At 70.3% G+C, this 12,209-nt stretch carries 8 protein-coding genes, 2 tRNA genes and 2 pseudogenes; 5 read left to right on the top strand and 7 right to left on the bottom strand.

What is annotated here, in order from left to right; all coding sequences use genetic code 11:
* Positions 1-516: 516 nt before the first annotated feature.
* On the top strand, positions 517-1,512 hold the full coding sequence (locus tag DKT68_RS14880) for an aldo/keto reductase (protein ID WP_109817997.1): 996 nt from the start codon (positions 517-519) through the stop codon (positions 1,510-1,512).
* A gap of 100 nt (positions 1,513-1,612) precedes the next feature.
* Here the strand turns inward: DKT68_RS14880 and DKT68_RS14875 are convergent.
* Positions 1,613-2,490 (bottom strand): annotated as a pseudogene (locus DKT68_RS14875) (helix-turn-helix domain-containing protein).
* A 186-nt stretch (positions 2,491-2,676) separates the two neighbouring features.
* On the opposite strand from DKT68_RS14875, the gene DKT68_RS14870 reads away from it, so the two are divergent.
* Positions 2,677-3,609: an alpha/beta hydrolase gene (locus tag DKT68_RS14870; RefSeq protein WP_109817996.1), complete on the top strand. Its 933-nt coding sequence runs from the start codon at positions 2,677-2,679 to the stop codon at positions 3,607-3,609.
* A gap of 349 nt (positions 3,610-3,958) precedes the next feature.
* On the opposite strand, the gene DKT68_RS14865 is transcribed toward DKT68_RS14870, so the two are convergent.
* Positions 3,959-4,585: a maleylpyruvate isomerase N-terminal domain-containing protein gene (locus DKT68_RS14865; protein WP_109818034.1), complete on the bottom strand. Its 627-nt coding sequence runs from the start codon at positions 4,583-4,585 to the stop codon at positions 3,959-3,961.
* A gap of 259 nt (positions 4,586-4,844) precedes the next feature.
* Positions 4,845-4,920 (bottom strand) — tRNA-Lys (locus DKT68_RS14860).
* A gap of 187 nt (positions 4,921-5,107) precedes the next feature.
* Here DKT68_RS14860 and DKT68_RS14855 point away from each other — a divergent pair.
* Positions 5,108-6,370: a L,D-transpeptidase gene (locus DKT68_RS14855; RefSeq protein ID WP_109817995.1), complete on the top strand. Its 1,263-nt coding sequence runs from the start codon at positions 5,108-5,110 to the stop codon at positions 6,368-6,370.
* A gap of 256 nt (positions 6,371-6,626) precedes the next feature.
* Complete coding sequence (locus DKT68_RS14850; RefSeq protein WP_109817994.1) at positions 6,627-7,913, top strand: L,D-transpeptidase; 1,287 nt, start codon at positions 6,627-6,629, stop codon at positions 7,911-7,913.
* Positions 7,914-8,034: 121 nt separating this feature from the next.
* Here DKT68_RS14850 and DKT68_RS14845 read toward each other — a convergent pair.
* Together DKT68_RS14845 and orn are read right to left on the bottom strand one after the other, a co-directional pair.
* Positions 8,035-8,110 (bottom strand) — tRNA-His (locus DKT68_RS14845).
* A gap of 146 nt (positions 8,111-8,256) precedes the next feature.
* Positions 8,257-8,847: an oligoribonuclease gene (gene orn / locus DKT68_RS14840; protein ID WP_109817993.1), complete on the bottom strand. Its 591-nt coding sequence runs from the start codon at positions 8,845-8,847 to the stop codon at positions 8,257-8,259.
* 72 nt (positions 8,848-8,919) lie between these two features.
* Here orn and DKT68_RS14835 point away from each other — a divergent pair, with 72 nt between their 5' ends.
* On the top strand, positions 8,920-10,203 hold the full coding sequence (locus DKT68_RS14835; RefSeq protein WP_109817992.1) for a glycosyltransferase 87 family protein: 1,284 nt from the start codon (positions 8,920-8,922) through the stop codon (positions 10,201-10,203).
* A gap of 16 nt (positions 10,204-10,219) precedes the next feature.
* Here the strand turns inward: DKT68_RS14835 and DKT68_RS31995 are convergent.
* Both DKT68_RS31995 and DKT68_RS14825 read right to left on the bottom strand, forming a co-directional pair.
* Positions 10,220-10,795 (bottom strand): annotated as a pseudogene (locus tag DKT68_RS31995) (hypothetical protein); the annotation flags it as partial.
* Between the two features lie 670 nt (positions 10,796-11,465).
* A complete protein-coding gene (locus tag DKT68_RS14825; protein ID WP_109817991.1) occupies positions 11,466-12,200 on the bottom strand; it encodes a YcnI family copper-binding membrane protein in 735 nt (244 codons plus the stop codon).
* Between the last annotated feature and the right edge of the window lie 9 nt (positions 12,201-12,209).

Raw genomic sequence — 12,209 nt, 5'->3', positions numbered from 1 at the left:
CTGACGGGCCGGAACGACGGATCGTCGAAGCGCTTCGACGATCCGGCCGCACCACCACGGCCATGATTGTTGTGATCCGCGCAACTATAGATGCGCACCAATGGCGCGGCAATATGTGGGCCGCGCTGTGAAGAAGGGGAGGTGCGCGGCGTCGCCATCCCCACACGTGACCCGCTGCTCACCGCGACAGCATTCGACACTCAGCAGGCTGGCTTTTCTGGGACGAAACTGGGCGAACTGGCTACTGTTGGGTCGTGGGGTTGGCTGAATCTCGCGTACCCCGGGCAGCTCGGCGGTGGCGTTTGAGTCGGTTGATGCCGCACCCACTGCGCTGGCCGCTCGGACGCTGCGGAGAAGGGCGGGCACGGCCTGGTACGCCTTCGGGATCCGTGGGTCCCCACGGAGGACCTCGTCGCCAACCACATCAGGGCACCGCTGACGTCGGGCTTGCAAGACTTGGATCTGTCATCCGTTCTCTGGGACTTGGTTGGCACGACAATCAAGACAGGAGTTGACATGCAGACGCGTACGCTCGGCCGTACCGGACCGGAGGTTTCCGCGCTCGGGCTCGGCGCCATGGGGATGTCCGACCTCTACGGCCCCGCCGACGAGGCGGAGGGCCTCGCCACGATCCACGCCGCGCTCGACGCCGGGATCAACCTGATCGATACCGGCGACTTCTACGGCATGGGGCACAACGAGATGCTGATCGGCCGGGCGCTGCGCGGCCGCGACCGGGAACAGGTGAAGATCAGCGTCAAGTTCGGGGCGTTGCGGGACGCCGCTGGCGGCTGGCACGGTTCCGACGGCCGACCCAAGGCGGTTGGCAACTTCCTCGCGTACACCCTGCGCCGCCTCGACACCGACTACGTCGACATCTACCGGCTCAGCCGAATCGACCACGACGTGCCGATCGAGGAGACCATCGGAGCCATCGCCGAGCAGGTGCAGGCCGGCCGGGTACGCCACATCGGCCTCTCCGAGGTCGGCGCCGACACCATCCGGCGGGCCGCCGACGTACACCCGATCAGCGACCTGCAGATCGAGTACTCGCTGCTCTCCCGCAGCATCGAGGCGGAGATCCTGCCGACCCTGCGCGAGTTGGGCATCGGCCTGACCGCCTACGGGGTGCTCTCCCGCGGCCTGCTCAGCGGCCGATGGACCGCGGACCGCGCACTCACCCCCGGCGACTTCCGTGGCTTCAGCCCGCGCTTCCAGGGCGACAACCTGCTCGCGAACCTGGGCCTGGTCGAGGCGCTGCGGACGATCGCCGACGCGCGCAGCGTCACCGTCGCGCAGGTCGCCATCGCCTGGGTACTCAGCCGCGGCGACGACATCGTCCCCCTGGTCGGGGCCCGCCGCCCGGACCGGCTGGCCGAGTCGCTGGGCGCGCTCGACCTGACGCTGACCGACGACGATCTGGCCGCCATCGAACTGGCGGTACCGGCCGGCGCCGCCGCCGGTGAACGGTACGGGGCCCCGGCAATGGCGGAGCTGGACAGCGAACGGTAAGGACCGTGGATCGATCTCGCCCTGGTCGACGAGGACCATGGCGCCGGCCTCGCCCGCGTGACGGCAGCTCCGGGTCGACGGTGTACGTCACGGCTCGCCGTTACGGGTTGGAATCGTGCGATCCCGGAGCTTCGGCAGTCCGGGAGGCAAGAATCCCCAGGGCCTGGTGTGAGGGGGTGCCGGGTTCGGCGGTCAACACCATGAGGCGCTGTCCGCTGCCGTCCGGGCTGTCCCACACGTCGCAGTCGAGGGTGAGTTCGCCCAGGACGGGGTGGCGGTAGTGCTTCGTGCCGTAACTGGTGCTGGCGACCTGGTGCGAGGCCCACCAGGTGCGAAAGTCGTTGTCTGCACCGACAACTCGCCGACGAGCGCAGCGAGATCCGGGTCATGAGGATCATGAGCGGCTTCCATGCGGAGGGAAGCCACGCTGGTGCGGGCGGCCTCCTTCCAATCGATGTGCAGGGCCCGCACGGCGGGATCGGTGAAGAGCAGACGGACGTAGTTGCGCCGGTTCGCGGGGATGTGGGCGAAGTCGGCGAACAGGGCGGCGGCGCTGGCGTTCCACGCGAGGATGTCCATACGTCGCCCGAGCACCATTGCCGGGCTCTCGGTGAGTTGGTCGAGCAAGCGCCGCATGGCCGGCCGGACCCGCTGGACAGGGCGACGACGCGGCCGGCTTGCCGTCTTACCGGCCAGTTCGTACAGGTATGCCTGCTGGTCATCGTCCAATCGGAGTGCGCGGGCCAGAGTCACGAGTACCGAGGCGGAGGCTTCGACCCGGCCCCGCTCAAGTCGGGTGTAATAGTCGACGCTGATAGCGGCAAGTTGTGCGACCTCCTCCCGGCGCAGCCCCTCCACCCGTCGGAACGACCCCGTGTCGGGAAGACCGACCTCCTGTGGTGTCAGCTGGGCGCGCCGGGCTCGGAGGAAGTCCTTGAACTCGGAAGAGCCGCCCGATGCTGTTCTCACGGATTCCATTCTCCGCAGCGAGGTCGGACGTGGGGAGGCAGATTCCTTCCCCCGAAGCCGGCTGCCCCGGGCAGAACTTCGCCCTGCCCGTAGCGCGAGGAGACGGGCGAGCCTTGGGTTCGTGCCCCGGCCGCTCGGCGGGGCGGAACTGGCGGAACATCGCCCCCTTCGAACATCTCAGTGGAGAAGACCCATATGAAGACGAACGTCACGTTCGACAGCGCCGGCCTGACCCTCGCCGGTCATCTCTACGTCCCGGACGGGCAGCCCGGCGGTCCTCGGCCCGCGATCGTCGTCGGACATCCCGGAAGCGGCGTGAAGGAGCAGGCCGCTGGTCTCTACGCCGAACGGCTGTCCCTCGATGGCTTCGTCACCCTCGCATTCGACGCCGCCCACCAGGGCGAGAGCGAGGGCGAGCCGCGCGGGCTCGAGGACCCGGCGCACCGCGTCGAGGACATCAAGGCGGCGGTCTCGTTCCTGAGCACCCGAACCGACGTCGATCCCGACCGGATCGGCGCGCTCGGCCTCTGCGCGTCCGGCGGCTACGTCATTCCCGCCGCCGCCACCGATCACCGCATCAGGGCCGTCGCGACGGTCAGCGCCGTCGACATGGGCCGCCAGTTCCGCGAAGGCGCCGACGGCACGCAGGACCCGGCGATCCTCCAGGGCCTGCTCGACGCCGCAGCGGCGGCGCGCACCAGCGAGGCCCGCGGTGAAGGCGTCGGCGTCTTCCCGATCTTCCCGGAGACGGAGGCACAGGCTCGTGCCGGTGGCCAGCACCTCTTCGAAGGGTGGGAGTACTACGGCACCGACCGGGCGGCGCACGCGCGCTCGGCGAAGTTCTTCACCCTGAACAGTGTGGACCGCATCGCGTCATTCGACGCCTTCCGATTCATCGAGCTGGTCGCACCGCGCCCCCTGCTCATGATCGCTGGGACGGAGGCCGTCACCTCGTGGATGACCACGCACGCCATCGAGAACGCGCGGGAGCCCAAGGAGCAGTACTGGATCAACGGTGCCAGCCACGTCGCCCTCTACGACAAGGACGAGTACGTGACACCGGCGGTCGCCAAGCTCGCCGACTTCTTCGGGGCACATCTGGATGACAAGATCCCCGAGAGTTCCTAGACAGTCATCAAGGCCCCGGCCAGCTTCATGCTGGTCGGGGCCTTGATCGATGTGCGCCGCCAGGGACTCGAACCCCGAACCCGCGGATTAAGAGACAGCCGGCGTGATGGTCCATCGCTCGCCGCCTCGGTCCGCCTAGTGCCACAGCGGGGTCAGGGCGTGGTGTCGGCTGCCCCGGTTGCTGTCACCGTTGCTGTCAACAGCACGCCCTTGACGCAGGAGGCTAGGCAGAGAGCATGACCAGGCGTGAAGCAGCACGACAACTCGCGGCCCGGACCGCCGTCGAGGTCGGAACCGTTGGCGTCGGCCTCGCTATCGCTGGTCCGGTGGGAGCACAGCGCTCCACCAGTTAGAGGGCGGAGATGGAGGCGGGAGCTCGTTCTTGCCGAGCTAGCGCGCGTATCACGTTCAGGGAACCGTGTCGCCAGGCCGCAAGGCTGCTCAACAGCTGGATTGTCGCTTCAGTCGCTGTCTGCGGCATCGGTGGCGTCGGCAAGCCGAGGCTGACTGCCAGGTCGTCGGTGTGCACGACCAGCTCCATGACCCGGGTCAGCAGGAAGTCGTCGACCTTTAGGCCCCAGTCGCCGAGGTCCACGATGCGGTCGGGCGGTTGCGCTGTCACCGTGGCACCCAGGTCGGTCAATGCCGCATCGACCGCGTCCGCCAGCTCCCTGGCGGTCGTCGCTGCAGCAGTCTGCTCGCTGCGGCGCCGGATGTCGATGTTGTCGGCACTACCCACGCCTGAAGTCACCCAAGCGTTGCCGGTGAAGTGCTCCAGCACCGAGATCGCCGATTCTCCTGGCGGCGCGGCGAGGAACGTCACGGTCTGAGTGACCTGGTTGGCCAGGTGGCGGGCGAGGCCGCCGGTGGAGAAGTCCGGCAGTGCGCTGGGCGAGGACCATTGCTCGGCCAGTATCGGATTGCGCAACAGGGCCATGGCGGTCTCGGCGGCGTCCAGGAACGCGGGTCGGATCATCGAGTACACGTTATGCGCACAGGAACCCTTGTCATCCCCGCACGCGCCGGCGAGGAGCGGCTCCCCGTTGCGAGTGCGCGATCATCGGCTACTTGTTTCATTGACCTGCGACGTGAGGAGCTGCTCGCGCGCAACGGCTCTCCGAGCCTGGGCGGGCGATGACGTTGACGAGTGACACTTGTGCTGCCGCCGTTGCTGTCACTCGCCCCGAAACGGCACCTGGGCACCCACCCGCGAGGGTGAATGCCCAGGTTATTGCTGGTGCGCCGCCAGGGACTCGAACCCCGAACCCGCGGATTAAGAGTCCGCTGCTCTGCCAGTTGAGCTAGCGGCGCTCGTCGGCAACGGAGAGAACATTAGCACCCCGCCGAGCGGGGCTCCAATCCGGTTACCCGGGTCCCCCCTTCGGTCGAGCTTAGCCGACAGAACGGGGCAAATCGACCCGGGCACGCGGCACAGGGGCACGGGTCGCGGCGGTGATACGGCACGATGTCCGCCAGGTACGCGAGAACAGAGGTGGGGATGGCACGGTTCACGCGAGCCGGGGCGGTGGTGGGCGCTCTGACCCTGGTGGCGTCGCTGGCACTGACCGGGTGCGGCGACGAGCAGAAGAAGCCGGAATTCGTCGGCGGGGCCGAGTCCAGCGCGAGCGCCGCGCCCGGCACGTCCGAGCCGGCGGCGCCGGCCGAGCCGAGCGGTCCTCCGCTCACGCTGAGCCCGGCCGACGGCACGAAGAACAAGCCGGTGAGCACCGAGATCAGCGCGAAGCTTCCGGACGGCGCGAAGGTGTCCGCGGTGACCCTGACCGCCGCGGGTGGCGGCGCCGTCACGGGCACGTTGCGCACCGACGGCTCCGCCTGGGTGCCGTCCGCCCCGCTGAAGTACGGCACCCGCTACACGGCCACGGTGACCGCGACGGGGCCGGGCGGGACGAGCAGCCAGGGCACCAGCAGCTTCACCACGATGGCCAAGCCCAGGTCGACCGTCGGGTCCGGCCTCTACCTCTTCGACGACAAGAGCTACGGGGTGGCCATGCCGGTGGTCACGGAGTTCCACCCGGGCATCCCGAAGAAGGACCGGGCGGCGGTGCAGAAGCGGATGTTCGTCCGCACCGACCCGCCGCAGCCGGGGGCGTGGCACTGGGTCGACAACGGCACGCAGGCGTACTACCGGGCGCCGGAGTACTGGAAGCCCGGCACGACCATCACCGTGCGGATCGCCCTGGCCGGGGTGCCGCTGAGCAACGGCCGCTACGGCGACGTCGACCGCAAGGCCACCGCCAAGATCGGCCGGTCGTTCGTGATGAAGGTCGACAACGCCACCAAGAAGATGTCGGTGTACGAGAACGGCGCGCTGGTCCGCACCGTGCCGGTGAGCCTGGGCAAGAAGAGCACCCCGTCGTCCAGCGGCACGATGGTGGTGATGGAGAAGAAGGAGTCCACGGTCTTCGACACCCGCGACGACCCGGACCCGGCCAACCGCTACGTCACGGAGATCGACTTCGCCCAGCGGCTGACGTGGGGTGGGGAGTACATCCACGCCGCGCCCTGGTCGGAGCACGTGCAGGGCCGGCAGAACGTGTCGCATGGCTGCGTCAACGTGTCGATGGCGAACGCCCGGTGGCTGTTCGAGAAGACACGGATCGGCGACCCGATCACCGTGAAGGGCACCGAGCGCAAGCTCGCCGCCGGCAACGGCTGGACGGCCTGGAGCCTGAGCTGGTCGCAGTTCGTCAAGGGCAGCGCGCTGCCGGTGCCCGAGGGCGGGTCCGGACCGGCGCTCTGAGCGCTTTCGGCGGTCCGCGCCGGCCCGTGCGACGGCGCGGGCCGGCGCGTACTCTTTGCTCTGCCCGCGGTGCGACGACGCCCGCGGCGACCCCTCAGTCCCGGCACGGAGACGAGCCAGGCTCACGAATCGCCGGATTCTAGCAATTTTCCGGCATCATCGTCGGCGTGTTCCGGTTCACCCTCGGCAACCGGGGCCGTTCCTGGTGCGTCAGTAGGAGACGATGGGTCAGGGACCACGCGACTGTGAGGGAATCATGCGAGCTAGCCAGGACCAGTTGATCCGGCCCGGTGGGCGACGCCGCGTGTTCGCGGCGGGGCTTCTCGCCGTGGCGCTGGCCTTCACCTCCGCCTGCACGGACAGCGACGGCGGTAAGCCGTCCTCGTGGCAGGGCGGCGGCGAGAGCCAGGCGCCGAAGGCGGCGGCGACCATCAGCGAACCGGCGACCGACGCCAAGGACGTACCGGCGTCCACGGGCATCACCTTCACCACGAAGGACGCCGTGGAGACCGCCGTCGAGCTCAAGGACGCGGGCGGCAAGGCGGTCGAGGGCAAGCTCGCCGCGGACGGCAAGACCTGGCTGCCGGCCGGCGCACTGGAGTACGGCACGAGCTACACCGCCACGGTGACCGCCACCGGTGACGACGGCCGTCCCGCCACCGCGACCAGCACCTTCACCACGATGGCCAAGCCGGGCAAGCAGGTGCGGGTGAGCAGCTTCCTCGGCGACAACCAGGTCGTCGGGGTCGGGATGCCGCTGATCGTGAAGTTCAGCCGGGCCATTCCGGAGGACTACCGCGACGACGTGCAACGCCGGATGACGGTGACCTCGGCGCCGGCCCAGGCGGGCATCTGGCACTGGGTGAGCCCCACCGAGATCCGGTACCGGCCGAAGGAGTTCTGGAAGGCCAACAGCAAGGTCTCCTACCGGGTGCAGGCAGGCGGCCTGCCGCTGGGCGACGGCTGGTACGGCCGCGCCGACCTCTCCGTGGACGTCAAGATCGGCGCGGCGGTGATCATGACGGTGGACAACAGGACCAAGCGGATGACGGTGACCCGGAACGGCGCGGTGGTCAAGACCATCCCGGTCAGCCTGGGCAAGAAGAGCACCCCCTCGTCCAGCGGCACCATGGTGGTGATCGAGAAGCTGCGCAAGACGGTCTTCGACACCATGGAGGAGCTGGGCCCGGAGGAGGGCTACCGCACCAAGATTGACTTCGCCCAGCGGCTCACCTGGGGCGGGGAGTTCATCCACGCCGCACCCTGGTCCGAGGGGCAGCAGGGCACCACGAACGTGTCGCACGGCTGCGTGAACGTGTCGATGGCCAACGGCGACTGGCTCTTCAAGAACACCCAGATCGGCGACCCGATCACCGTCAAGGGCACCGAGCGCAAGCTCCAGAACGGCAACGGCTGGACCGACTGGAACATGAGCTGGGACGAGTACGTCAAGGGCAGCGCCCTGCCGTACGAGCCGCCGGCCGACCCGGACGCCACGCCCACCCCGGACGCCGGCACCCCGACTCCCACACCGACCGCCTGAGCATCCCGCACCAACCGACGCCCCCTCCACGGAGGGGGCGTCTCCATGCGCCGCCCTCGATCACGGTTCACCCACAAACGACGGCAGGCCCCCTCACTGAGGGGGCCTGCCGTCCACTGGCTGGGGTGACTGATGGGAATTGAACCCACGACAACCGGGACCACAACCCGGTGCTCTGCCAACTGAGCTACAGCCACCATGCCGCCGTCGCCCGGTCGATAGCCCCGGGCGGGGTGCGGACCAATAATAGCCACACCCCGGCTTACCGCGTCCAGCGGGTTGCCGCGCCCCACCCGCTCGCACCGTGACCGCTGCCAGGACGTGCCCTGACGCGCACCAGGGGTCAGAGGTCGGCGGCGATGCCCTTCGCGGTTTCCACGTCGGGGCCGGGCAGCGGCACGAAGACCGTCCGCCGGTAGTACTCCAACTCCCGGATGCTCTCCCGGATGTCGGCCAGCGCGCGGTGCGCCAGGCCCTTCTGCGGCTGGCCGAAGTACACACGGGGGTACCAGCGGCGGCACAGCTCCTTGATCGACGACACGTCGATCATCCGGTAGTGCAGGTGCGCGTCGAGGCGGGGCATGTCCCGGGCGATGAAGCCCCGGTCGGTGGCGATCGAGTTGCCGCACAGCGGCGCGGTACGCGGATCCTTGACGAAGCTGCTGACGTACTCCAGAACACGGTCCTCGGCCTCGGCCAGGGTCACCGGCGAGCGGCGCACCTCCTCGGTGAGGCCGGACTTGGCGTGCATCGTCCGGACGATCTCCGGCATCGCCTCCAGCGCGGCCTCGTCGGCGTGGATCACCACGTCGACACCGTCACCCAGCACGTTGAGGTCGGGATCGGTGACCAGTGCCGCAACCTCGATCAGCTTGTCCCTGCCGAGGTCCAACCCGGTCATCTCACAGTCGATCCAGACGAGGAGATCAGCCACCGGGACAGCCTACGCGCAGCCCATGACCCGCGGCTGCGCGCTCTCGACCGAGCGGCCCGCTAGGGTTTCGGGGTGCCAGCCGAACCCGTCGCACCGCCCGCCGTCACCGACGACGACCCCGGCGGCCGTACGGTCCGTCGACTCGTCGCGGTGGTGGCGCTGATCGCCGTCCTGCCGGCGCTCTACCTGCCCGGCCTGGTGCACAACTTCTTCGACCTGAAGATCTACATGTCCGCGATGGACTGGTGGACGGCGGGCAACCCGCTCTACGACTACGTCCAACCGGACCGCGTGCAGGGCGAGCTGTACTTCACCTACCCGCCGTTCAGCGCGCTGCTGCTCTGGCCGTTCGGGCTGATCCGGCTCGGCGCCACCGTGACGATCTTCACGGTGCTCACCGTGCTGGCCGTGGTGGTGACCACCCGGTGGCTGTTGACGCCGGTGATCGCCCGGCACAACCTGCCGCGCACGTTCACGCTGACGGTGGCCGTGCTGCTGGTGCTGGGGGTGGAGAGCACCCGCGAGACGATCACCTTCGGGCAGATCAACATGCTGCTGGTCGTGCTGATCCTGGCCGACCTGCTGTTCGCCGTGCCGCAGGCGCGGCGCTGGGCCGGGGTCGGCATCGGGCTGGCGACCGCGCTCAAGCTCTTCCCCGGCATCTTCATCGTGTACCTGCTGGCGACCCGGCGGTGGCGGGCCGCAGCGGTGGCGAGCGCGACCGCGGCGGCGGCGACCCTGCTCGCGGCGGCGGTCGCGCCCGGTGACTCGTGGCGCTTCTGGACGCACGAGCTGTGGGCCACCGACCGGGTGGGCCGCACCGACTACACCGGCAACCAGTCGCTGTTCGGTCTGCTCAGCCGGTTCAGCGCGCCGGAGAAGCCGGACCGGCTGCTCTGGTTGCTGCTGGTCGCCGTGGTGGCCGCGTACGGGCTGTGGCGGGCCGCCCGTGCCGCCCGGGCCGGTGACGCGCTGACCGGCCTCACCCTGACCGGTCTGGTCGGCGCCCTGGTCAGCCCGATCACCTGGACGCACCACATCTACTGGTTCGTGCCGGCGGTGGTGTTGCTCGCGGACGCGGCGTTGAGCGCGGGCCGCCCCGAGGAGGCGCGCCGGCGGCGGTGGCTGGCCGGGCTCGCGGTGGGCACCGCGGCCGTCAGCATCTACGGCGTCGTGTCGTTCCACGACTGGGGCGTGGCCCCGGTCCGCACCGACGACCCGGTGGACTTCGTGCTCCGCAACGGTTACGTGCTGCTCAGCCTGCTGCTGCTGGCGACCCTGCCGGTCCGGTCGGCCGCCGAGTGGAAAAGTCGCACCAAATGGACAGACCTCCCCACTAGCCACCATCGGCGCTAATCTGGTCTCACCTACCTCAAGCGTCGCTCGGGTAGCACCGATCCCCCGGTGAGGGTGGCCCTCCGCGTCGGCAGCGCGGGGGGCCGCTCGCCGTTCCGTCCACCGTCACCGGCCGCGCGGTTGGTTCCGGGCTGGCGGGCGGCCAGGCCAGGCTCAGCGTCACCTCCGGCGGTCGGGGCGACCGGGCCGACTCCTCCAGGTCGGCGAGCGTGGCCGGCCGGGGCGACTCCTCCAGGTCGGCGAGCGTGGCGGGCCGGGCCGGTTCGGCGCCGATCGCCGGGCGGGCACGCCCGCCCCCGCCGGAGCCGACCGGTGTGAGCTGCCGCCCGGCCGGCAGCGACCGTGCCGGTGTGGCGTCCCGGGCGGGCGGGGCGCCCAGTCCGGTCAACGACGTCACCCCGAGCCGGCCGGCGAGCACCGGCACCTGGTCCGGCTCGACCACGAAGACCACCTCGCGCGGGCGGGTCGGGCGCAGCAGGAGCAGCACCGCGCCCACCACCAGCAGCACTCCCAACGCCAGCAGCCCCCAGGTGGCCGGGGCCGTCCAGCCCGCCCGCAACTCGGCGCGCAGGTCCAGCGCCAGGTCGGCACCGCCGTCCGGCCGCATCACCACCAGGCTCATCGGCTCGCCGGCCAGCTCGTCGACGCTCCACTCCAGCGAGCCGATCCCCTCGCGTACCCAGAACGGGCGGCCCAGCGGGGTGACCGCCGCGGCGGCGGGCGGGGCGGCCGGACCGGCAGCGTCCAGCCGGACCGGCAGCGGACCCCGCGCCAGCGCCACCCGGCGGACCGAGGCGTGCGGCACCGGCTCCAGCCAGCGGTGCACCTCGGCGGTGGGCGCCAGCCCCACGAAGGCCGGGCCGTCCGGCGTACGGGCGTCCACCCGCAACCGGGTCTGCGCGGTACGCGCGAACGGCACCTCCTGGCGCAGCAGCCGTTCGAGGTCGGTGACCACGACCGCGTGGCCGGGCGTGCGGACCGTCTCGAACCGGGCGGCGAAGGTCCCCCCGGGGTCGGCGTGCCGGGTCACCAGCCAGAGCGCGCCACCGGCGAGCAGCGCCGGAATCCCGATGACCAACAGCAGCACTCCGGCGATCGCCCGCACGAAACGCATTCGCACCGTCCCCCTCCGTAGCCAGATACCCGGCCGACCTTACCGACGTACACCGTCTGATCAGGGGATATCCGCAGCACCGTCGGTCTGGACCCGGAAAGCACGCTGGCCCGCCGGATGCTCCGGCGGGCCAGCGGGTGCGGCGGGGTCAGGACTTGGCGACCGGCTCCCGGCGGGTCCGGGCGAACGCCAGCCCACCCAGCGCCAGTCCGGCGAGGCCGGCGACCAGACCGGCGATGCCGAGGCCGACCGCGGTCCCCTCGCCCTCGTCGTCGTCATCGTCGTCGGTCGCGGCGACGGCCGCCGCGGCCGGGGCGGCGGACGCCGACGGCGCCGCCGCGGTCAGAGCCAGCACCGGCGCGGGCTTCTCCGGCTCCGCACCGCCAGCCGTCGGCTCCTCGATCCAGCGCACCACGTTGCCGTCCGAGTAGGTCTGCAGGGTCTTGAAGACCATCGTGTCGACCTTCGGCAGCGGACCCATCGAGACGGGGAACTCCTGGAACTGGCCGGGCTTGACCGCGGCGTCGCCGGTCGCGGTCCAGGTCAGCTTGGAGACCGCCTCGGTGAGCTGACTGCCGTGCACCTCGATCGGCGGGTCGACCTTGCGCTTCTCCACGGCCACCGTCCACCCGGGCACCGGCATGGTGGACACCGAACCGACCGGGGCGTTCTCCGGCAGCACCACCTCCAGCTTGGTGGTCGACGCGCTGTCGCTCTCGTTCGGCACCCGGAACGCGAACCGCCCGTAGCCGCCCTGGGTCGCCTCCTTCGGGTTCACGGTGACGTGGGCGGACGCCGGTCCGGCGAAGCCGAGCACGGCGGTGGCGACGGCGGTGAACGCCAGGGCGGCAGCGGCGGTTGCGGTGCGCCGGATACGGGTCATGGATTCACG

It is taken from the genome of Micromonospora acroterricola (assembly GCF_003172955.1).
Classification (GTDB): Bacteria; Actinomycetota; Actinomycetes; order Mycobacteriales; family Micromonosporaceae; genus Micromonospora; species Micromonospora acroterricola.
This window is presented reverse-complemented; position numbering and strand designations above follow the sequence as displayed.